Source organism: Streptomyces sp. NPDC003379 (genome assembly GCF_053589195.1).
Genome location: NZ_JBSFRK010000017.1, coordinates 143,104 through 164,583 on the forward strand (window position 1 = coordinate 143,104; position 21,480 = coordinate 164,583).

At 71.3% G+C, this 21,480-nt stretch carries 20 protein-coding genes; 5 read left to right on the forward strand and 15 right to left on the reverse strand.

Going from position 1 to position 21,480, the window contains the following annotated elements; translation table 11 throughout:
* The first annotated feature begins 139 nt into the window (after nt 1–139).
* Together ACWDVB_RS19165 and ACWDVB_RS19170 are read left to right on the forward strand one after the other, a co-directional pair.
* On the forward strand, nt 140–823 hold the full coding sequence (locus ACWDVB_RS19165) for a TetR/AcrR family transcriptional regulator (RefSeq protein ID WP_451513709.1): 684 nt from the start codon (nt 140–142) through the stop codon (nt 821–823).
* A gap of 59 nt (nt 824–882) precedes the next feature.
* Nucleotides 883–2,025, forward strand: a complete 1,143-nt coding sequence (locus ACWDVB_RS19170; RefSeq protein WP_451513708.1) for an acyl-CoA dehydrogenase family protein — start codon at nt 883–885, stop codon at nt 2,023–2,025.
* 17 nt (nt 2,026–2,042) lie between these two features.
* Here the strand turns inward: ACWDVB_RS19170 and ACWDVB_RS19175 are convergent, their stop codons facing one another.
* From ACWDVB_RS19175 to shc, 7 genes are read right to left on the reverse strand one after another with little or no spacing between them, the layout of a single operon-like run.
* Nucleotides 2,043–2,957 (reverse strand): sucrase ferredoxin, encoded by a 915-nt coding sequence (locus ACWDVB_RS19175; protein ID WP_451513707.1) that lies wholly within the window; start codon nt 2,955–2,957, stop codon nt 2,043–2,045.
* Nucleotides 2,958–2,967: 10 nt separating this feature from the next.
* Complete coding sequence (locus tag ACWDVB_RS19180) at nt 2,968–4,173, reverse strand: cupin domain-containing protein (RefSeq protein WP_451513706.1); 1,206 nt, start codon at nt 4,171–4,173, stop codon at nt 2,968–2,970.
* Nucleotides 4,170–5,330, reverse strand: coding sequence for a hypothetical protein (locus ACWDVB_RS19185; RefSeq protein ID WP_451513705.1), 1,161 nt, complete (start codon nt 5,328–5,330; stop codon nt 4,170–4,172). The genes ACWDVB_RS19180 and ACWDVB_RS19185 overlap by 4 nt, the downstream gene beginning before the upstream one ends.
* The gene (locus ACWDVB_RS19190; protein WP_451513831.1) at nt 5,327–5,956 is read right to left on the reverse strand and encodes an ATP-binding cassette domain-containing protein; all 630 of its coding nucleotides are present in this window, start codon (nt 5,954–5,956) and stop codon (nt 5,327–5,329) included. Before ACWDVB_RS19190 ends, ACWDVB_RS19185 begins: the two co-directional genes overlap by 4 nt.
* A 30-nt stretch (nt 5,957–5,986) precedes the next feature.
* The gene (locus tag ACWDVB_RS19195) at nt 5,987–6,874 is read right to left on the reverse strand and encodes a UbiA family prenyltransferase (RefSeq protein ID WP_451513704.1); all 888 of its coding nucleotides are present in this window, start codon (nt 6,872–6,874) and stop codon (nt 5,987–5,989) included.
* A gap of 53 nt (nt 6,875–6,927) precedes the next feature.
* Nucleotides 6,928–7,995, reverse strand: coding sequence for a polyprenyl synthetase family protein (locus ACWDVB_RS19200; protein WP_451513703.1), 1,068 nt, complete (start codon nt 7,993–7,995; stop codon nt 6,928–6,930).
* Nucleotides 7,985–9,946 (reverse strand): squalene--hopene cyclase, encoded by a 1,962-nt coding sequence (gene shc, locus ACWDVB_RS19205; RefSeq protein ID WP_451513702.1) that lies wholly within the window; start codon nt 9,944–9,946, stop codon nt 7,985–7,987. The genes ACWDVB_RS19200 and shc overlap by 11 nt, the downstream gene beginning before the upstream one ends.
* A gap of 511 nt (nt 9,947–10,457) precedes the next feature.
* Here shc and ACWDVB_RS19210 point away from each other — a divergent pair.
* Nucleotides 10,458–11,342 carry a YVTN family beta-propeller repeat protein gene (locus ACWDVB_RS19210; protein WP_451513701.1) on the forward strand — a complete coding sequence of 295 codons (885 nt, stop codon included), beginning with the start codon at nt 10,458–10,460 and terminating at the stop codon, nt 11,340–11,342.
* Here ACWDVB_RS19210 and ACWDVB_RS19215 read toward each other — a convergent pair.
* On the reverse strand, nt 11,295–12,203 hold the full coding sequence (locus tag ACWDVB_RS19215) for an alpha/beta fold hydrolase (RefSeq protein WP_451513700.1): 909 nt from the start codon (nt 12,201–12,203) through the stop codon (nt 11,295–11,297). The two genes, ACWDVB_RS19210 and ACWDVB_RS19215, sit on opposite strands and share 48 nt — an antisense overlap.
* Entirely contained in the window at nt 12,200–12,823 is a 624-nt protein-coding gene (locus ACWDVB_RS19220; RefSeq protein ID WP_451513699.1) for a TetR/AcrR family transcriptional regulator, read from the reverse strand. The genes ACWDVB_RS19215 and ACWDVB_RS19220 overlap by 4 nt, the downstream gene beginning before the upstream one ends.
* A gap of 281 nt (nt 12,824–13,104) precedes the next feature.
* Between ACWDVB_RS19220 and ACWDVB_RS19225 the strand changes: the two genes are divergently transcribed.
* Nucleotides 13,105–14,604, forward strand: coding sequence for an FUSC family protein (locus tag ACWDVB_RS19225; protein WP_451513698.1), 1,500 nt, complete (start codon nt 13,105–13,107; stop codon nt 14,602–14,604).
* 41 nt (nt 14,605–14,645) lie between these two features.
* On the opposite strand, the gene ACWDVB_RS19230 is transcribed toward ACWDVB_RS19225, so the two are convergent.
* Both ACWDVB_RS19230 and ACWDVB_RS19235 read right to left on the reverse strand, forming a co-directional pair.
* Nucleotides 14,646–15,440: an alpha/beta fold hydrolase gene (locus tag ACWDVB_RS19230; RefSeq protein WP_451513697.1), complete on the reverse strand. Its 795-nt coding sequence runs from the start codon at nt 15,438–15,440 to the stop codon at nt 14,646–14,648.
* A 357-nt stretch (nt 15,441–15,797) separates the two neighbouring features.
* A complete protein-coding gene (locus ACWDVB_RS19235) occupies nt 15,798–16,277 on the reverse strand; it encodes a hypothetical protein (RefSeq protein WP_451513696.1) in 480 nt (159 codons plus the stop codon).
* Nucleotides 16,278–16,496: 219 nt separating this feature from the next.
* Between ACWDVB_RS19235 and ACWDVB_RS19240 the strand changes: the two genes are divergently transcribed.
* A complete protein-coding gene (locus tag ACWDVB_RS19240) occupies nt 16,497–17,534 on the forward strand; it encodes a lactonase family protein (protein ID WP_451513695.1) in 1,038 nt (345 codons plus the stop codon).
* An 83-nt stretch (nt 17,535–17,617) separates the two neighbouring features.
* On the opposite strand, the gene ACWDVB_RS19245 is transcribed toward ACWDVB_RS19240, so the two are convergent.
* The 4 genes from ACWDVB_RS19245 to ACWDVB_RS19260 all read right to left on the reverse strand — a co-directional run bounded on the left by ACWDVB_RS19245 (nt 17,618) and on the right by ACWDVB_RS19260 (nt 21,449).
* Nucleotides 17,618–18,562, reverse strand: coding sequence for a sirohydrochlorin chelatase (locus ACWDVB_RS19245; RefSeq protein ID WP_451513694.1), 945 nt, complete (start codon nt 18,560–18,562; stop codon nt 17,618–17,620).
* A 95-nt stretch (nt 18,563–18,657) separates the two neighbouring features.
* On the reverse strand, nt 18,658–19,656 hold the full coding sequence (locus ACWDVB_RS19250) for an N-acetylglucosamine kinase (RefSeq protein ID WP_451513693.1): 999 nt from the start codon (nt 19,654–19,656) through the stop codon (nt 18,658–18,660).
* The gene (locus ACWDVB_RS19255; protein ID WP_451513692.1) at nt 19,653–20,330 is read right to left on the reverse strand and encodes a uracil-DNA glycosylase; all 678 of its coding nucleotides are present in this window, start codon (nt 20,328–20,330) and stop codon (nt 19,653–19,655) included. The genes ACWDVB_RS19250 and ACWDVB_RS19255 overlap by 4 nt, the downstream gene beginning before the upstream one ends.
* Before the next feature lie 33 nt (nt 20,331–20,363).
* Nucleotides 20,364–21,449 carry a WD40/YVTN/BNR-like repeat-containing protein gene (locus ACWDVB_RS19260; protein WP_451513691.1) on the reverse strand — a complete coding sequence of 362 codons (1,086 nt, stop codon included), beginning with the start codon at nt 21,447–21,449 and terminating at the stop codon, nt 20,364–20,366.
* Nucleotides 21,450–21,480: the final 31 nt, after the last annotated feature.

Sequence of the window (21,480 nt, forward strand, 5' to 3'; positions counted from 1 at the left end):
AACTCCTCACGTGCTGCCGATGCTGATACTCTGGAACTGATCGTGTATCTGCGTATCCCCAGAGGAGCACAGACAAGGCATGAACGCCAGAGGCTTCACAGAGTCCGGGAAGGCAACTCCGGTCGCAGGGAAGGCAATCGTGGAACCCGTACTGTCGGCCCTCATGAACCCTTCGGACTCCCGGTCAGTGCTGGAACTCGCGTTCACCGAGGCCGTCGAGGGCGTCGACCAGGACGACGAGGACATCGCGCGCATCCTCGACGCCGCTCATGAGCAGTTCTGCCGCATGGGCATCAAGCGGTCCACCATGGCGGATGTGGCGCGGCTCGCCGGTGTCTCCCGGATCACCGTCTACCGCCGGTTCGCCTCCAAGGAGGCGCTGGTCGAGCAGGTCGTGCGGCGCGAGTTCCGGCGGTACTTCGACCAGTTCATCGTCGACATCCAGGACGCCGAGACCGTCGCCGACCGCGTCGTACTGGGCTTCGTCAGCTCGTTGCGGGCCATCCGGAGCAACCCCCTCATCGGCGGCCTGCTGGCCGCGGAACCGGACGCCGTCGTGCCGTCCATGACCAGCGACGGGGGCCGGACGCTGGCCGCCGTACGGCAGTTCGTCGCGGGCAGGCTCCGCAGGGAGCAGCAGGCGGGCGGCGTATCCGGCGACGTCGACGTGGACGTCGTGGCCGAGATGATGGTCCGGGTCTCCGCGTCCTTCCTGGTCGTCCCCAGCCACGTCATCGACCTCGACGACGAGGAGCAGGTGCGCGCGGTGGCCCGCCAGTTCCTCGTCCCCATGCTCGAACCGCCGCGCCCCGCCCACTCGTAGCGCGGCGCCCGCGGCAGGCCCTCGTCCGGCACGCCCGGACCCAAGGAGGAATCCAGATCATGCCCCGAGTCCTCAACGACGAACGCCGCGACCTGGTCAGGGCGGTAGGCGACTTCTGCCGCCGCGAGTGCGGAACCAAGGAGCAGCGGGACAAGCTGACCGCGGGCGGCCAGGAACCGCACAACCAGAAGCTCTACGAGAAGATGGCCGGGCTTGGCTGGCTGGGCATCGCCGTCCCCGAGGAGTACGGCGGCGCGGGCCTGGGCATGACGGACCTCTGCCTGTTCCTGGAGGAGACCTCCTACGGGCTCGCACCCATCAGCGGCTTCGGGACCACGATCATCACGGCGGCGGCGTACGACAAGTTCGGCACCGAGGAACAGAAGCGCGTCGTGCTCGGCGGGGTGGTCAAGGGCCGCGTCGAGGCCGTCTCGATGTCCGAACCCGGCGCCGGGTCGGACGTGAGCGCGCTGACCTGCCGCGCGGAGCGCACCGACGGCGGCTATCTCGTCAACGGGCAGAAGACCTGGTGCTCCAACGCGCACTTCGCCGATCACATCCTGCTCATCGCCCGCACCTCGCGGGAGGAGTCCAGGCACGCGGGGCTCACCCAGTTCATGGTGCCCACCGACGCCGAGGGCCTGCGGATCAGAGGCATCGACACGATGGGCGGCCGGGAGGTCAACGACCTGTACTTCACCGACTGCTTCGTGCCGGACTCGGCGGTCGTCGGCACGCCGGGCCGGGCCTGGACGCAGCTGATGGCCGGGCTGAACCTGGAGCGGATGATCCTCGCCGCGCTGATGCTGGGCGTCGCCCGGCGGGCGTTCGACGACACCCTCGCGTACGTACGGCAGCGGGAGCAGTTCGGCAGGCCGGTCGGCTCGTTCCAGGTCCTCAAGCACCGCATCGCGGACATGGCCACCGAACTGGAGTGCGCCCGGCTGCTCCTCGACGACGTGGCGGCCACGATCGACGCCGAGCCCGGACGCGTGTTCGCCCGCGAGGCCTCCATGGCCAAACTCAAGTGCACCGAGCTGGCCAAGCACGTGACCCTGGAGGGCATGCAGATGATGGGCGGCTACGGCTACGCCACGGAGTACGGCATGGAGGCCCTGCTGCGCTCCACCGTCGTGTCCACGGTGTACGGCGGGACGAGCGAGATCCAGCGGGACATCATCGGCAAGACGTACGGGCTGTAGGAGGCCGCCGCAGAAGCTCAGTCGACGCGGATCGACGTGGCTTCGTAGACGACGGCCGAACTCCTTGCCGGTCCGTGGCAGGTCAGCCGACACGGCGGTGTGCGGTGGGAGTGCACCTCGACGTCGAAGGCCGTCGGACGGGGCGGGTGGCCGGTGACGCGGATCCGCCAGCGGCCGCGGTCAGGTTCGCGTTCGGGTTCGCGCGCGGTCTCGACAACCGCGTAGTCGTGGCGGCCGGCCGGGCCGAAGCGTCTGAGCACGGCGGCCACGGCGGCCTGCTGCGGCGGGAAGAGATCCGTGTACCCGCGCAGATGCTCCGCATGGACGCGGCCGGCCAGATGCTCCGCGACCACCGCCACGGACGAACCGGCGTCGAGAGCGCCGTAGTAGACACCGTCGGGCGCGACGACGACGTTGGCGGCGAACCTGTCGCCGCCCACGTGGGTGCACTCCCACACCAGGTGCGGCCAGCGCTCGCTCAGGGCGCGCCCCACGGGCCGGCCGCGCACGGCGCAGCAGGTGTCGTGCTGACCGTGGGCGCAGACGAGGACCACGGGCGGGCAGCCGAGCCGTCCCGGGGTACCAAGAGCGCCGGCAATCTGCGCCAAGTCCTCGTCACGGCTCCATGTGCCCCAGTGCTGGCGGTAGGCGCCGGAGTTCTCGTGGCGCAGTACGGCCCAGCGTCTGGCGCCTTCGGGTACGCGGCGTCCGTGCCGCCTGATGAGAAGCACGCGTGCCCGCACCGCCTGGGCGGCGGAGAACACGAGTCGCTTGGTGTCGGGCTCGAGGCCGAGGCCGTCGAAGCCGTTGGGTGGCCAGCCGCCTCGGTACTCGATGAGGACCCAGACACGGCCGTACGGTGCCGTGCCCGCGAGTGAGTCGCCGCGTGTGCGGGCGGCATCGGCGCAGAAGAAGCGCTCCGCCGCGCTCACCGCGGCCACGTCACTGTTCGGCGGGCACCAGTACGCCCGCGCGCAGCAGTCTCTCGACGAGGTCGACGCCGAGGTCACCGGCGGTGCGGACCTCACCGTCGAGGATGAGGGTGACCGACGGCAGGTCGGTCTCCTGGAAATCGAGCCGGCCCACGCGCGTGGCCAGGTGCCGCCCCTCCAGCCGCGCCTCCAGCGCCTCACGGAGCCGCACCGGCGAGTCGGGGCCGAGGCCGTCGACGGCCGCGAGCTGGGCCAGCGGCCCGAGCGGAGCGGGGCGTCCCTGGGCGCGCCGGGCGCGGTGGAACAGCGGCGCCGGATCGGCCTCCGTGACGGCGGCGGCGAGGCGCTCGCGGACGACGTCGATCTCGCCCTGCGGCCCGTCCACGCCCAGGGGCAGGGTGCCGCGCATCCGGGGATCGTCGCGCAGCACCGCGAGCGCGCACTGGGCGAGCTGCTCGGCCAGCGCGTACCGCGTCCAGCTGTGGATGCCGAGCGTCAGGTGGATCGAGACCTCGCCCTGCGCCTGCGCGGCGTGCAGCCAGCCCCGCGGCAGATAGAGGACGTCGCCGGGTTCGAGGACGGTGTCGATGTACGCCTCGCCCTTCGCGGCCTCGGCGACGGCGGAGCGGCGATCGGTCCAGGGCTGATCGCGCAGCGGGTCGGGATGGACGGGCTCGTGCACGATCCAGCGCTTGGCACCGTCGATCTGGAGGACGAAGACATCGTGGACGTCGTAGTGGTCGTCGAACCCGCGGCTCTGCGGCGGGGTGACATAGGCGTTGGCCTGCACCGGATGCCCCAGCTCATGGGCAAGGCGGGCGCTGAAGTCCGCGACCGGCGCCCACGTGCGGTGCAGGGCTTGCAGGACGAGCGTGGCGCCGTCGGCGAACGCGCGCCACAGAGCGGTGTCGTCGAGCTGGTCGCAGATGGTGGCGCCGACACCGCCGGACGAGGTGAAGGACGACTCGGGAAGCGTGGAGCCGTCCTTGGCGACGCGGAGGAAGGGCGTACGCAGCCCGCGACGTGAGATCAGCTCGTCCACGGCGTCGGCGCGGAACAGGTCGGAGAAATCACTCGCGCGGCGCGTGAGCAGCGCGGTGCGCGCCCAGACTTCACGGGCGAACCTCTCTGGGCTCAGGCCGGTCAGGCGTGTCTCCAGAACGCCGGCACCCACCGTGGCGCCGGCGCCCTGAAGCCCGGTCGGAGGGATGCTCAAACGCCGCTGCCGGACTCGTCGGCTCCGCCGTCCGCGCCTCCGTCATGGACGCCGGGAGTGCCCGCCGCGCCGCCGTCCGCGGGGCCTTCGGCTCCGCCGTCCGCGCCTCCGTCGTGGACGCCGGGGGTGCCCGCCGCGCCGCCGTCCGCGGGGCCTTCGGCTCCGCCGTCCGCGCCTCCGTCCGCGCCGCCGTCATGGACACCGGGGGTGCCCGCCGCACCGCCGTCCGCGGGGCCCTCGTGCTGGTTCGGATCCTGCTTGGGGTCGGCCATCATTCCTCCTGAGAATCGAACGGCTGGGAGCGGGCGCACCCTCCGGAGCCCCCTACTCCACTTCCACCAAGCTCGCTCACGCGATTCCGGTCGGCAACCCGAAGGGATCAGAGCCTCTGTGGCGACCCGGCAGTGGGAGCGGGTGCGCGCGTGGAAGGCGAGGAGGGCCAGAGCACTCGTTACGGCGGCCCAGGCGAACGACAGGAGCTGGTAGGGCCAGGAGGCGAAGGACGTGAACGCCGCGGCCAGCGCGGACTGGCACGCACCGTACAGAGGGAGCACGCTCAGGCCGGTGAGCTCGATGACGTTGAGGACCGGGTTCTGCAGTCCGCTGTCGACCAGGCTGAGCATGATGACGAGGAAGAAGCCCTCCAGCTCGCCACGGACCAGCGTGCCGAGCAGGAGGCCGATGCCGCCGTACACGAGGCCGGCGCCGAGAACGGCGAGGGCCAGCGGGCCCAGCTGACGCACCGGCAGTGTGCCGCCGAGCACGGCCGTGGTGTACACGGCGACGAGAGTGGCGCTGACGGCGACGGCGGCGACCTTGGCCAGCAGCATCGGGAACCGCGGGTACCCGGCCAGGACGAGTCGGCGGTCCATCTCCCGGGCTTTGAAGGTCTCCATGAACGATGAGAAGCCGGTGACCAGAGTGACGGCGGCGAGGGCGTTGACCACCTGGCCGACCTGATTCGCCGGGGCGTGGACGACGGTGCTCACGGAGTCCGGGGAGAAATGTGCGGCCCGGTCCGACGCGCACAGGCGCGCCACGACGATCCAGCCGGGGAGGAAAGCGACCGCCAGGACCAGCGCCATACGGCTGCGCAGATGACCGAGGAGAGTGCAGCGCAACATCCGGCTGAACGCGGCGGCCCGGTGCGAGGTCATCGGGTGGGCACCTCCAGGTCGAGGCGGCCGTCGCGCAGGTGGCCGACCACGTCGAAGTGGTCCATGTCGTGCAGCAGATGCGAGACCACGACGATCGAGTCGCCCCGGCCGCGCAGCTGAGCGGCGAGGGACCAGAAACGCTGATGGGTCTCCCAGTCGAACCCCTGGTACGGCTCGTCGAGCACCAGGAGCTGCGGGTCGTGCATGAGGGCGAGCAGAAGGTTCAGCTTCTGCCGCGTTCCTCCGCTCAGCTCCCCGGCCCGCCGCTGCTCGCAGTCGGCGAACGCCAGCACGTCCATCAACTCGTACGCGCGCGTGAGGCTCGGCAGCCGGTGGGCCACCTGGAAGAGCCGAAGGTGCTGCAGGACGGTGAACGAGTCGTTCAGCACGGCCTGCTGCGGGCAGTACCCCGCCCTGCCGATACGTACGACCGTGCCCCGGTCGGGCGCCAGATGCCCCATGGCGACCCGGAGCAGTGTGCTCTTGCCCGCGCCGTTCTCGCCGACGACGCCGATCAGGGCACCGGGCGGAACGTCGAGGTCGGCGCCGCGCAGGATCTGTCTGCGGCCGTACGCCTTCCATACGTCGCTGATCCGCAGCACTGACTGTCGCTGCGCATGCTGCATGGCCTGTGCGGGCACGTCGAGCCCTCCCGGTCAGCGGAGCGTGTAGATGGAAGCGGCGAGGGCGAGGGTGTACCACTGCTCCACCAGGCGGTAGCTGCGCCGGTCCGCTTCCCGGCCACGCCACATCACCACGCGGACGGAGAGCAGAAGGCTCCAACCGCCCAGGAGCACATCCGTGGCGATGATCCACCAGTGCGGTCCCGCGGGCGCCATGAGGAAGTGGTGGATGGCTGCGGGACCGATGGCGAAGCCGGCGCACAGGAAGACGCGGGTGCGTGTCTCCCCGAAGACCAGGGGCATGGTGCGGCGGTGGACAGCGCGGTCGCCGGTGATGTCGTGGAGGTCCTGGACGGACACGAGGAGGGTCACGGTGACCGTGAGGGTGATGATCCAGCGCCAGGCGTCGGGCGTCATCGCGGTGACCATCTCCCAGGCCGCCGCCAGCTGGGCGATGACGCCGACTCCGGTGTAGACGTTCCTGCCCACCCAGTGTCGGCACCAGCCGTACTCGTGCTGGAGCAGGGAGAGGATCTGCCACATCAGGGCCCACTCCAGGACACCGAGCCAGTACCCGTACAGGGGGAAGAGGATCCGGACGGCGACCAGCCGCAGCCGGGCGCCCCGGACGCTGCTCCGGCCGGTGACCAGCGGCCGGAAGGGCTTGTTGACCCGGTCCTCTTCGACGCCGACGAGTTGGTTGGCCAGGGCGTGCTCGTAGACGAACAGCCAGAAGTACAGGGCGCCCGAGGCCAGGGTGATCGCGGCCGCGGGCGGGGCCGGCCGGGCGTGGACGACGGCCGCCGTGACGAAACAGGTCGCGGGGAAGATGGTGGTCCAGCGGTCGGCGCTGATGAAGAGCCAGCTCAGGCGGATCTCGCACCAGGCGCTCCGCAGAACCGTCGCCGTGGGCGCGGTCATGGTCGTGATCATGGCAATGGGTCCCCCATGCTCCGTGGTCGGCAGGCCGGGCTTCAGACCGTGCGGTGTACGACCGCCTCCGCGACGCCCTTCAGCGTGCGGGTGGCGCCGGGCGGGAACGGTGCCGTGGCCAGGGAGTCCAGAGCCTGGTGGTGTCTGTCCTGGATCATTCGCTCGACCGCCGCCCGAGCTCCGGTGTCGGTGAGCAGGCCGCGGATCTCCGCGGCTTCCCGCTCCCCGAGACCGGGGTCGCCGATCAGTTGACGCAGCCGGCTCACCTGGGCCGGGCCGCCGGCGCGCAGGGCGTGGACGACGAGGCTGGTGCACTTGCCCTCGCGCAGATCGTCCAGCCGGGACTTGCCCGTCCGGTCAGGGTCCCCGAACACGCCGAGTACGTCGTCCCGGAGCTGGAACGCCTCACCGAGGGGGACCCCGTAGGCGGTGCAGGCGCGCATGACCTTCCGGTCGGCACCGGCGAGGGCCGCTCCGACCTGCAAGGGGCGTTCGATGGTGTACTTGGCGGTCTTGTAGCGGATGACGCTCATCAGCGTCTCGACGCTGGTGTGGAGGTCGCCGGTGGTCAGCAAGTCCAGGTGCTGACCGGCTATCAGCTCGCTCCGTGCGCGGTCGACGCAGCGCAGGACCGTGGCCCGGTGGGCGTCGGACATGGGCGTGGTGTGCAGCAACTCGTCGGACCAGACGAGAGCGAGGTCGCCCAGGAGAATCGCGCCACTGACCCCGTACTGCTGCGCCGTCCACGGCGCGTGGTGCCGGTCGGCCAGCGCCCGGTGGACCGTGGGACGACCGCGGCGGCTGTCGGACGCGTCCATGATGTCGTCGTGGATGAGTGCGCAGGTGTGCGCCAGTTCGATGGAGGCGGCCAGCCTGACGGCCCGCGCCGTATCGCCTTGTCCCCCGGCCGCGAGCCATCCGGTCACGCACAGCAGGGGACGGACCCTCTTTCCGCCGGAGATGAAGTCACGCAGCATGAGGGTGAGCACCGACTGGTGGGGCACAGGCGCGTTCCGTGCCTTCTCCGTCAGGAACTCGGACAGAAGGCTGTCTATCGCGGTACGCGGTGCGAAGAAGCCGGACTGGACCGCCATCGTTTCAGCCTTCATGACAAGCCGCCCCCGCGCCCGAGTGGCCTGTGCGCAGGACGTATCGGCCCAGCGCCATCAAGGGGAAGACGTGCCCGTAGTACTGGTAGTGCACGGCCACGGCCCCGGGAATGAGCGTGCCGGTAAAGTGCGGCTCCTCCCAACTGCCGTGCTCCGTCTGCTGTTCGGTCAGCCAGCGCACTCCGGACCGGACGGTGGCGCCGTCGTGCTCTCCGGCCGCGAGGAGCGCGAGCAGGGCCCAGGCGGTCTGTGAAGGGGTGGACGGGCCACGGCCGGTGCGGGCCGGGTCGTCGTACGAGTGCCAGCTCTCGCCCCAGCCGCCGTCCGGGTTCTGGACCGACGTCAGCCAGGCGACGGCGCGCCGGACGGCTCCATGGTCACCAGGGACTCCGGCGGCGACGAGGGCGGGAACGACACAGCCGGTGCCGTAGAGGTGGTTCACTCCCCAGCGCCCGTACCAGGCACCGCTCGCCTCCTGCTGATCGAGCAGCCACTGGACGGCACGGCGGGTACGGGTGTCGCGCTCCATCCCGAGGGCGGCCAGCATCTCCACCACGTGGGCGGTGATGTCGGCCGTTGGCGGATCGGTGCAGAACTCGCCGAAGTCGAAGAACGGGACCTTGCCGGGGAGGGCGCTGGTGTTGTCCGCGTCGAAGGCCGCCCATCCACCGTCGCGGCTCTGCATGCCGAGGCACCACCGCGCCGCCCTGCTCACCGCCGCGTCGACGCGCGTCCGATCGGGGGGACTGACACGGCGCAGCGCGAGGACCGCCTCGGAGGTGTCGTCGGCGTCGGGATAGGTCTGGTTGTGGAACTGGAAGGACCAGCCGCCGGGAGCTGGCCGGGGCCGCCGTACGGCCCAGTCGCCGGGCCGGTCGGTCTGCCGGGTGAGCAGCCAGTCGGCGGCCTTGAGCAGCGCCGGGTGGTCGGTGGCCAGCCCGGCGTCCAGCAACGCGGTGGTGGACAGGCAGGTGTCCCATACGGGGCTGTGGACGGTCTGCAACACCCGCACGTCGCTCTCGGGCCACGTGACGCAGCCCTCCAGGAAGCTCCAGGCGGCCTTGAGCACTGGATGGTCCGGGGGGCAGCCGTGCACGTGCAGGGCGAGGACCACCCATGTGGTCATCGGAGTGCAGGCTCCCCAACTGCCGTCCGCCTCTTGACGCTTCAGAAGCCAGCGAACGCAAGCGTTGGCCGCGGTTTTGCGTGCCGGCCGCGGGATGGCCTTCACGCACGTACGCACAGCGGCGTTCAGATGGTGGAAGACCTTCTCCCGCCCGCTGGTCGGTGCAGGCGTCGGCGTACGCACGCAAGCGTCGCCGGACGCAGCGAAGAGCTCGTCGATGCGGAAGGGAGCCGGTCGCACGGGCCGGTGCGCGCTGATGACGCTGAGAGCGACGAGCACCGGACGCATGATGGCGCTGAAGGAGTAGATGTTCAGGGGTGCCCACTTGGGCAGGGCAATGATCTCCGGTGGGACTTCGGGCAGGTCGTCCCACTCCCACCAGCCGAACATGGCGAGCCAGATACGCGCGGTCAGCTGGCCGGCGGCGACACCGCCCTGCTCGCGTACCCAGGCCGCACACCGGAGCATGTGCTCCTCGTCCGGACTGTCCCCGGCGAGCCGCAGAGCCACATACGCCTGAATCGTGGTCCCCAGATGCCCCTCGCCCTCGAAGGCGAGGGGCCAGGAGCCGTCCGCGCCCTGCTGGGAACGGATCCATCGGCCACTCGCCGCGGCCAAACGGTCGTCCGGCACACCCAGCAAGCAGCGCAGGAAAAGGTCATGGGTGTCATAACTCACGTCCGTCTGGAAAAAACCTTTCCACCACCCCTCGGCATGCTGGCGGGTCAGCAAATTATTCGTGGCCCGTACCATCGCTCGCCGAACCGTTTCCTCTTTGATGTCCGGGCATTCCTCGTGCGGTGCACCGTCAGTCGAGATCGCCATTGGCACTCCTGGATGATCGGGCGCGGACGTTATCGAGCGGGCGGGGACGTTATCGAGCCTTCCGCTTCTTTTCCGGCCCGCACATCCTCCGTACGAGTGGGGTGCGGGGCGCTCGGGGACACTTCCCTGGCCCTGGGGTGCGCCGTCGCCGCCCGGGCGCTTGGACGTGGAGCAGCGCAAGCCCGGCCCAATTTTCACTTTGTGAACAAACGACTTTTCTTTGAAGCCGTGCACAAAATGCCTTATGGGCGTTTGGGTGTACGTCTTGTTCTTTCAAGGCTGCCGGTGCGGCAGCCGTAAAGGAGATTTGATGCCGGTTTCTTTCGCTCCGGGCCGGTCACCCAGGGGTCGTGAGTCCGCCGGCGGGCTTTCACATCGTGGGCGTCCGCGGCTGCGCCTGACACTCGGTCTGGCGCTCGCGGTCATGGTGTGCACGTCCGCCGCTGCCTCTCCCGAGCCCCCTGTGCGCCCGGCACCGGCGAAGAAAGGCGCGGCGGCTCGGGACTATCCGATGCGCATCGTGGCGTACGTGGCGAACAGCGGCGGTCCCGGAACGGTCTCCTCCTACGACGTCCGGCTGGAGAGGCCCGTCGCCACCACGCCGACGGGCAACGGCCCGACCGGGGTGGGAGCGGCACCGGACGGCTCCCATGTGTACGTGGCCAACGGCCTGTCCGACACGGTCTCCTTCATCGAGACCGCCGGGCACAAGGTCGTGGCGAGTGTGCCGGTCGGGTCGTACCCGTTCGCGGCCGTCTCCAGCCGGGACGGGAAGCGGGTACTCGCCGCCAACTGGGGCGGCGACACGGTGTCGGTCATCGACACCGCTTCGCGCAAGGTCGTCGCGACGACCCGGGTCGGTGAGCTCCCGCACAGCATCACCACCCTTCCCAACGGGACCGCGTACGTCACCAACAGCGGCACCAACGACGTCACCGTGCTGTCCGAGACGAACCAGGCGAAAGCCGGAATTCCTGTGGGTGATTTCCCCAGCGGAATCACCAGCACCAGGGGCGGTGAAAGGGTCTACGTCGCGAATACGGGTTCCGGCAGCATCTCGGTCATCGACCCCGCCACCGGCAAGCCGCTGTCCACCTGGGTGGTCGGGAAGGCTCCGGTAGGCCTTGCCGTCAGTCCCGACGGGCAGCGTCTGTACGCGGCCGATTCGGCGGCCGACGTGCTCCTGGTCATCGACACCTCGACCGGCCGGGCCGTCAGCCGTGTCCCCGTGGGCAAGAAGCCGCAGGGCGTGGCGGTCAGTCCGGGCGGCAGCCGGGTCTGGGTCGCCAATGAGGAGTCCGACACCGTTTCCGTGATCGATCCGGTAGCGGCGAAAACGCGCGTCACGCTACCGACCGGGCAGCACCCCGAGGGCGTCGCCATCACCCCCAGGTGACATGGGTTCGAGGCCCCTCAGAAACGGGATGAGCGCATCGATGAAGGGCTCGTTCCGGTCGCCGGCGACCATGTGCCCCGCGTCGAGCACATCGACGTACCGCGCCTGGGGAACACTGTCGCAAAATTCCTCGGCGATGTCCTCGCGTACGACGTCGCTGAGCGCGCCGCGGACGAGCAGGATCGGCACGTCGGTGCGGCGGGCGGCGTCGAGGAGACGTTCCGCCATGCCGGGCGGGTCCATTCGGTCCTCGAAGCCGTCCACAAGACGAGGGTCCCAGTGCCAGACCCACCGGTCGCCGTGGCGTCGCAGGTTGTTCCGCAGTCTCTCGGGATCGTACGGCCGCGTGCGATGCGGCAGGTGGGCCGCGACCGCCGCGGCTGCTTCCTCGACGTCGGCGAATCCGTCCGGCCGACGGCGCATGAACTCGACGATGCGGCGCGCCCCGCGGGGGTCGGGGCGATGGGCGACATCGACCAGGACCAGCGCGCGAACCGCCGCCCCGGGTGCCTCTCCGGCGGCGAGCAGCGCACTCAGACCGCCGAGCGAGGCCCCCACGAGCAGCGGTGGCTCGCCGAGTTCAGTGACCAGTGCCCGGACGTCCCCGGCGAACAGGTCGAGGTCGTAGCAGCCATCGGAGGACCATTGGCTGGTGCCGTGCCCGCGCAGGTCCGGAGCGATGACCTGCCACCCCCGGGCGGCCAGCCGAGGGCCGGACCGGTCCCAGGCGTGCCGCGTCTGGCCGCCGCCGTGCAGCAGGACCAGCGGCGGCGCGGACTCCTCGCCCCACACATCCGCCGCGAGCCGGATCCCGCCACGGCCGACGAAGCTGCGGGGCCGCGACAGCGCGCCGCCCGTCATACCGCGCCTCGGGCGCGGAGCGGCGCCAGCAGTCGGTCGCGGTGGGAGTCCGCGGCCGCCGCGGCGAGCGCGACGTCCAGTGCGAACAGAGCACGCGCGAGGAACCGGTCGTCGTCGATCAGGGCGGCGACCCACTGATGCAGCGCGCCCACGCACGCCGTGCCGACCATGGCGGCCAACGCGTCAGTATTGATGTCGGCGCGCAGAAGGCCCTGCCTCTGCGCCCCGGCCACCGCCTGGCGGAGCTGGGTGAGCGGACTGCGGTCGAGTACGAGGCCGCTCTCCTCCCACTCGCGGACCATGCGGCGCGATACGACCGGGTCGTCCACGAACAGACCTACGGTCGACCGGACGACCTCGCGCGGGTCGTCGGCTCCCAGCACCGCCAGGCGGCGCTCCAGTTCGTCCATGAACCCGGCGGCGAGCGCCTCCCAGATCTTTTCGCGCGGTCCGATCAGGTTGTACACGGTGGCGGGCGCGACCTGCGCTCGCTCGGCGATCCGCTCCGTACTGATCACTGACTCCGGGCTGTCCCGGAGGAGTTCGCGCGTCGCGTCGAGGATCCGGATCCGCCGCCTGGCCTTGTGCTGCTCACGCAGCCCCCCTTCGGACGTCTGCATACGCGCACACCCTTCCCGAATACTTGGAGAGCGTTACTTAGAGAGCAATCCAAATTTAGAGGGCGCTCTAGAGAAGGGCAAGTGCCGAACGGGCCGTGCCCCGGCATGGCCCGTTGGTCCGCCCCTGACGCTGCGCAAGGCGCGCTGACTGGTCCATTGGTCCACTCGGACGCACCTGGGTTGAGCCGAGTGGAGACCAGATGGTGTGATGGGGGTGTCGATGGCGCTGCGGACTCCGTGGCGCCTTCTCTGTGTCTGGCTGCCGAGAGGGGCGGGAAGCTGTGCTGAAGAGGGTGTTCGTAGCTCCGGACCCCGGGCGGCTGCGGTTGCGCAGCGCCGGGCGGGGTGTCCTCGGTGTCAGTCTTGCCGTGACGGTGTCGGTACTGGTCACCCACTCGTTGTCCGCAGCGATCACCGGGGGGCTTGCCGCCCTGCTCGCCCTGTTCACGGTGGCCGACGCGTCGGTGCGCAGGCAGGCGGTCACTACGGCCCTGTTGCCGGTGGCCGGTTTCCCGGTGCTCGCTCTCGCCGCTCTCTTGCACGACTTCCCGTGGGTACGGGACACGGCCTTTGTCGCCATCCTCGGAGCGGGGATGTATGCCCGCCGGTGGGGGCCGCGAGGTCACGCGCTGGGGATATTCGCGTTCATGATGTTCTTCGCCGCGCAGTTCCTGCACGCGGTGCCGGGCCAGCTGCCGGAGCTCTGCACGGCGGTGGCGCTCTCGCTGGCCGCGTCGTCAGCGGTGCGCTTCGGCTTGTGGTGTTACGAGAGGCGGCTGCCGCCGGCTGCCGTACCGGTGGTGGCTCCGGGCGGCGCAGGTCTTGCCCGGGTGACCACGCGCCAGGCCGTCCAGGGGATGGCGGGCGGCACGTTCGCGCTGGTGGTGGGGCAAGTGGTGTCACACGAGCGCTGGTACTGGGCCGTTGGCGCGGTGTGGTGGATATTCGTGAACACCGCGTCGCGCGGGGAGACCCTCGTACGGGGCTTTCGCCGGGTCCTGGGCACCGTGGTCGGCATCGCCATCGGCCTGATGATCGCTGTTCCACTGGACGGAGCGGCTGCTCCCACCGCTGTGCTCGTGGCGGTCTGCGTGTTCGGCATCTTCTACACGGCAGCGGTGTCCTATACGTGGATGATGCTGGCGGTGACGCTGATGGCGGGGCTGCTCTACGGCTTGCTGGGCGTGCTCGATCCGGCTCTGCTCGCCCTGCGTGTCGTGGAGACGGGTGTGGGGGCGCTCGGCGCGGCGCTCGCTGTGCTCTTCGTACTGCCGGTGACCACGCATGCCACCACCGACGCGTGGATCCAGCGCGCGCTGCACTGCGTCCACGCCTGCACTTCCGAAGCCGCGGCCCGCCTGGCCGGCTCCCCGACCGCGGACCCGGCCCGGTATGTCGCTGAGCTGGAACTGCTGCTGAGCCGGGTACGGCTCTCGCTGGCCCCACTGGTGCATCCCTTCGCCCCGCTGCGTGCCCGCAAGGCGCGTGCCCGCCGGGTGCTGGAGCTTCTTGACCGGTGCGCCCAGGATGTGCGCGGCCTGGCGTCGGTCGCCGCGGACCCCGATGCTTCCCACGACGCCAGACTCGCCGCCGCGTGCTGGCGGGTGGAGGCAGCGGTGCAGGCGCTGACCATGCCCGACGTAACGCAGCGCGAGATCGATGTGCCCGCCGCCGTATCGCAGCATTCCGGTGCCGAACTGGCTCTGACCCATCTGCATGGCCTGGAGCACGCGCTGAAGGCACTGGCGGAGCCCCTGCGAGGCCCGGTGGCTCCCGCCTGACGGTGGGCTGTCCGTGCCTCAGGGACTCCGGGCCCCCTGAATCAGTACGGCCGGGAGAGGAAACCGGTGACCGCGTCCGCAAAGCGGTCCGGAACATCGTGGTGCACGACGTGACCGGCGGGCAGCTCGACACGGCGGATACTGCCGGCCCGGCGGGCGACCATGTCTTGGGCATGAGCGGCCGCCAACTCGTCGCTGCGGGTTCCATGGACCAGCAGCGTGGGGCAGGACACCGATATCCAGTCATTCCAGTGATCGCCGTTGAGCGCCTTCTGGGACGCCACGGTGTCGGCGATGCCGAAGGAGAACCCCCAGCCCTGTTCCTTCTGACGGAAGGAACACTCCAGATAGGGCACCGCCGCACCCAGAGCCGCGGCCAGCGCCTCGCGGGACGGCGCGACGACGGGAAGACGTGTGGTGAACGACCAGTCGCAGTCCACCACCGCCCCGATGTCCTCGACGATCAGCTCGCTGACCTTGTCCGCGTGCCGGGCCGCGAACTGGTAGGCGTTCACCCCGCCCAACGAATGGCCCAGCACCGCCACCGGGCCGACTGCCAGATGCCGGTGGAAGGCCGCTACGTCGGCTACATACTCGTCCCGCTCGTAGCTGTGAGCACGGTCGGACTCTCCATGCCCACGCTGATCGAGCGCGATCACTCTCCACCGCGGAGCCAGCGCCGCAGCCAACGGCGCGAACGCCGACGCTTCGTTGTAATGCCCGTGCAGGGCCAGAAGCGGCCGGCCGGGTCCCCCGAAGTCGAGATACGACAGTCTCCGACCCGCCACCATGAACGATCTACGCATGGTGCGGATGGTAGGAGACAGCACTGACACTTCCCGGACCGGCCGGCGGGGCGGTCGCGCGGGCGAGCAGGCGGAGCAGGCGAACCTCTGCCTGGCCCCGGTGGACGCGTACGCCACCTCGACCAGCGCGGACGTCGACGCCGTCGCGGCACGCGCGCACCCCGATCCGGCCGGTCCGGCTCGTGGACACGTACCGCAGGTCCCGCCCGAGGCACATGGATCATCCGGTTCGCCGCGACGGGCGATCCCGGCTGGGATCCGTACGGCCCCGAGCGCCGGGCCACCATGCGTGTCGACGCCGACTGGACCCGGGTCGACGACCCGCGCGGCCAGGAACGACAGGCATGGACCTGACCCGGCGCGAGGGCCGGACCTCGACGATCCCGGTCAGCGCAGGCCGTACTGCGCCCGGCTGACCACCTTGCCGTTGGTGAGGGTGAACACGGCGCTGCCGTACGTGCGGGACTGCTCGCACGAGTAGCTGGCGGACTTCGCACCGGCCGTCTCGGCGTCGGCGAGGCGCACGCACACACCCTTGCCCGCGATGCTGTGCATCTGGGCGGCGGTGGTCCTGCCCTTGCACTCGTAGACCTTGCTCGAGTAGCCGGAGCCGCCGCTGCTCGACGTGAGCTTGCAGGCGCCGCGGCCGGCGACGGAGTACATCTTGGAGACGCTCGTCCCCGGCTTGACCTTGTCGTACTCGGCGCGCGTGATGGTCGGCGAGGCCGCCTGCGCGGTGGGGGCCAGGGCGGCGGTGAGAGCGGCGGGGCTGCTCGCCGGCGCGTGGGCGGTGTGCCGGACATGAGAAGACCCCGGCTGGACGGGGGGGACCAGCCGGGGTCGTCGAGGGTGGCCCTCTGCGGCCACACCTAGATGAACGGTGAACCACATGTGGTTGTTCCGGGCCCCCGTCCGGAACCGGCGTGACCTGTGGCACAGCCCCATGACTCCCGTGACCCACCCGCCCGAACGATCCGGTCGGTGCCGACCCGACGGCCTCCGCCGCCGCTTGGTCTAGACCGACTGCTAGCGTCAGCCGCACGAGCGGCGCCAGGGACGTGCCGCTCCGGCCGAGAGGGGACAGCAGTGGGCGACGGCAACCACGCCGGACGGGCATACATCGGATCCTTCACCGCCGCCGGGGGCCTCGGTGTCCTCACCGCGGCCGTCGACGAGGACACCGGGGCGCTGACCGTCCTCAGCGCCACGGACGCGGTCGCCGATCCGTCCTACCTCGCGCTCTCGCCCACCGGCGACACCCTCTACGCCGTGAGCGAGACATCGGACGGCGCCCTCGCCGCGTACCGCCTCGGAGGGGACAAGCCGGAACTCACCGGCCGACCCGTGCCCGTCGGCTCCGCGCCCACGCACCTCGCCCTCTACGACGGCCACGTGCTCACCGCCAACTACCGCTCGGGCAGCGTCACCGCCGTCCCGCTGCGCGACGACGGCGGCCTCGCCGCCCCGGCGGGCGAACTCCGGCACACGGGCTCCGGACCGCACCCGCAGCGCCAGCAGGGCCCGCACGCCCACCAGGTCCTCGCGGACCCGAGCGGCCGCTGGGCGGTCAGCGTCGACCTCGGCACGGACTCCGTACGCGTCTGCGCGCTCGGCGACGCCGGACTGACGCTCCACCGCGAAGTGGCGCTGCGTCCGGGCTCGGGCCCGCGGCACCTCGCCTTCCACCCGCGCGGCGACCGCGCGTACGTCCTCAACGAACTCACCCCCACGCTCACCGTCTGCTCCTGGGACGCCGACGAAGGCACCCTCAAGCCGATCAGTGAGGTCTCCGTCCTCGTCGACGTCCCGGACGGCGACATCTACCCCTCGGAGGTCGTCGTCGCGCCCGACGGGCGGTTCCTGTGGACCGCCACGCGCGGCGCGGACGTCATCTCGGTCCTCGCGCTCGACGAGGCGGGCGAGGCGCCACGACTCGCGGCGACGGTCCAGTGCGGCGGCCACTGGCCGCGCGACCTGGCCATCCACCCCTCCGGACGGCATCTGTACGCCGCCAACGAGCGCTCCGGTGACGTCACCTGGTTCACGATCGACCACGGCACGGGCATCCCACGGAAGGCCGGCTCGATCAAGGCGCCCGCCGCCTCCTGCGTGATCTTCGACTGAGGCCGGCCCGCCCGCCCTTCACGTGCGTACGCGAAGGGGCCCGCCCCCACACACGGGGCGGGCCCATCGACGTACGTACGTACTCAGTGCACCGGCATCCCCGAAGGCTGCTGCGGCGTGATGCCGAGCGCCGTCGTGTACTTGGACAGCGCCAGCTTGCCGATCGCCGGGTACGGGCCGAGCGGCTCGGCGACCGAGCAGCCCGCCTCCTTCGCGGCCGCGTCCAGCAGGCCCGCGTCGAGCTCGGGGCCGATCAGGTACGGCGCGAGCGCCAGCTGGGCCGAGCCGGAGCCGCGCAGCTGCTCGGCGGTCGCCGCGATGGCGCCCTCCTCGTCGAGCGCGGCCGCCATCACCGGCACCGCGAGGCGCGCGGCGAGCAGCATGCCGGTGATCCCAGCGGCCTGCACGGCCTCCTCGCCACCGACCGTGGCGAGGACGATGCCGTCCGCCGCGGTGGTCACGGTGAACAGACGGGCGCGGTCGGCGCGGGCGAGCCCGGCCTCCGAAAGGCGTACGTGCAGCGCCTCGGCAAGCAGCGGATGAGGGCCGAGCACATCCGTCAGCTCGGCGGCGGTACCGCTGTCCACGACGGCCTGCCGGATGCGGCCCATCAGCGCGCTGTCAGGACCCGCCAGCAGCGGCACGACCACCGCCACGGGGCCCTCGGGCTCGCTGACCTCGGCACCGGCGGCACGCGCCCGCTCGAAGCGGGCGGCACGCTCGGCGCTCGCGTGCGCGAGCACGGACGGCAGCGAGGGGAACTCGGGGAAGGACGTGACGGTGGCGTCCTCCTCACCGTCGACGAAACCGATTCTGGCGTCGAGGCCGGGCAGCTCGGAGCGGGCGATGCTCACGACTTCCTCGGCGAGGCCGCGCGTGGTGGTGCTGGGGGCGCCCGGCACGGCGAGGACGAGTGCGGGCGCGCCCTCAGGAGCCGCGACGGGCTCCGGACGGCGGTGCCGGCCCGGCTGACGGGGGCGCGGCATTCGTACGGGCAGGCCGGATGGGGGCCCAGTGGGGGAGCTCATGCGCCCGCATGCTACTGGCTTGCGGGTCTCCGCTGTTCGGGGAGGGTGCAGCTGGGCGGTATAAGTACGTTTTTGTCTGATGAGTTACGTAGAGGTCAACTGTCGCCCTTTCCGTGGACGGAGAGCATCCGTGCGTCGCGCGGCAGTCGCAGCTGGTCACGGGCGACATCGACCGCTACGCGCAGGGCGCCGTCGAGCGGGTCGCCGGTCGCGGGGACCTGCCGGGCGTGCGGCAGTTGTACGGCCAGCTCCTCGCGCAGCGGGGCGAGCAGCGGCTCGCCCATCTGGAACAGGCCGCCGGACAGGGCGACTTCGCTCGCCTCGGACCGTGGGCAGACGGCCGCCGCGGCATCGGCGATGTGGCGGGCCGCGTCCCGCAGGATGCCGCCCGCCACGGCGTCGTCCGCCGCGCAGCCGGCCACCTCGGGCGCGAAGGAGGCGAGGACCGCGGGCCGGTCGGCACGGGGATAGAGCCGGCCCGGCAGCCCCGCCAACGGACCGAACACTTTCTCCGCCCGCGCGAGGAGCGCCGTCGACCCGCCCCGTCTGCCGTCGTGCGCCCGCATCGCCGCTTCGAGTCCCGCCCGGCCGATCCAGGCGCCGCCGCCGCAGTCCCCGAGCAGATGGCCCCAGCCGTCGGCGCGGCGCCAGACCGTCAGGTCGGTGCCGAGCGCGATCATGCCGGTGCCCGCGGCGACGACCGCTCCGGGACGATCGCCCAGCGCGCCCGCGTACGCGGTCACGGCGTCCGCGGCCAGCGCCAGACGCCGTACACCCAGGGCGCCTTCGAGCGCGGACGGCAACTCGGCGCGCAGGTCGTCGCCGAGAGTCGCCATCCCCGCGGCGCCCACGGCGACGGCCGTGATCCGCCCGCCGCCCGCCCGCTCCAGCAACGCCCTCGCCATCGGCAGGAGTTGCTCCATGAAGTGCGCGGCGTCGATCCCCCCGGCGCCGGTGCGCACCGGCTCGGTCGAACGCACGGGCTCCGTCGAACGCACGCGGCCGGGACGGTGCGCGCCGTCCGGCACCGCCAGGGCCGCCCGCAGTCCGGAGCCCCCCGAGTCGACACCCAGTACGTACGCCCTGTCCGTCACGGAAGCCGCCAGTCCACCGGCTGCGCCCCCTGCTGGACCAGCAGGTCGTTGACCCGGCTGAAAGGACGCGAGCCGAAGAAACCGCGGTCCGCCGACATGGGGGAGGGATGCGAGGACTCCACCGACGGCAACTGCCCGAGCAGCGGCCGCAGATTGCGCGCGTCACGCCCCCACAGGATCGACACCAGCGGCTTCCCCCGCGCCGCCAGCGCCCGTATCGCCTGCTCGGTGACCTCCTCCCAGCCCTTGCCGCGGTGCGCGGCCGGTTTGCGCGGGGCCGTGGTGAGCGCCCTGTTGAGGAGCAGGACGCCCTGCCGCGTCCACGGCGTGAGGTCGCCGCTCGACGGCGGGGGCAGGCCCAGGTCGTCGGTCATCTCGCGGTAGATGTTGATGAGGCTGCCGGGCAGCGGCCGCACCTCGGGCGCGACCGAGAACGACAGCCCCACCGCGTGTCCGGGCGTGGGATAGGGGTCCTGGCCGACGATCAGGACGCGGACGTCGTCGAAGGGCTGCTGGAACGCGCGCAGTACGTTCGCTCCCGCCGGGAGGTAGGTGCGTCCCGCGGCGATCTCCGCGCGCAGGAAGTCCCCCATCCCGGCGATCCGTTCGGCCACCGGCTCCAGGGCCTTGGCCCAGCCGGGTTCGACGATCTCATGCAAGGGTCGTGGTGCCACGCCGTCACCCTACTGCCGTACCGGTGGCGTCGATCAACCGATGGCCGCGGCCCGCACGCACAGTACGTCCGGCAGGTGCGAGGCGAGCAGCCGCCAACTGTCGCCGTCGTCCGCCGAGGCGTACACCTCGCCGTTGCGATTGCCGAAGTAGATGCCCGCCGGGTCGTTGCCGTCGCTGCACATGGCGTCCCTCAGCACCGTGCCGTAGTGGTCCTCCTGCGGCAGGCCCGCGCTGAGCGGCTCCCAGCTCCCGCCCGCGTCCGCCGTGCGGTAGACGCGGCAACGGCGGTCGGCGGGCACCCGGTCGCTGTCCGCGGTGATCGGGAAGACGTACGCCGTGCCGCCGCGGTGCGGATGCGCGACCGCGGCGAAGCCGAAGTCGGAGGGGAGACCATCGCCGATGTCCGTCCAGTGCGCGCCCGCGTCGTCGCTGCGGTACACACCCCAGTGGTTCTGCAGATACAGCCGGTCCGGATCGGCCGCGTCCCGCGCGACCTTGTGCACACACTGCCCGAACTCCGGGTCGGGCTCCGGCAGGAACACCGCGGAGACGCCCTTGTTCGACGGGGCCCAGCTCTCCCCGCCGTCGAGGGTGCGGAAGACCCCCGCCGTGGACACCGCGACCGTCACCGCGCGGGCGTCGCGCGCGTCGGTCAGGACGGTGTGCAGGCCCTCACCGCCACCGCCCGGAACCCACTTGGAACGCGTGGGGTGTTCCCAGAGCGGACGGACGAGCTCGAAGCTCTCGCCGCGGTCCTCGGAGCGGTACAGCGCGGCCGGTTCCGTGCCCGCGTACACCACGTCCGGCTCCGCGGCCGACGGGTGCAGCTGCCACACCCGCTCCAGCGACGCCCCGGTGTCCTTGGGGAACTTCACGGCGGCCTTCGCGGGCTCCGTCCACTTCTGCCCCAGGTCGTCGGAGTGGAAGACGGACGGGCCCCAGTGCGCGCTGTCGCCGCCGACCAGCAGCCGTGGTGTCGGGCCCCGGGTGTCGATCGCGACGGAGTACACCGCCTGCGCGTTGAAGTACGGGCTGTCGTCGAACTCCCAGGCGCCACCGCGCCTGCGGCCGATGAACAGGCCCTTGCGGGTGCCTACGGTCAGAAGTACATCGGCCATGACGGCCACCTCCGGGACGTCGTTGTCTCAC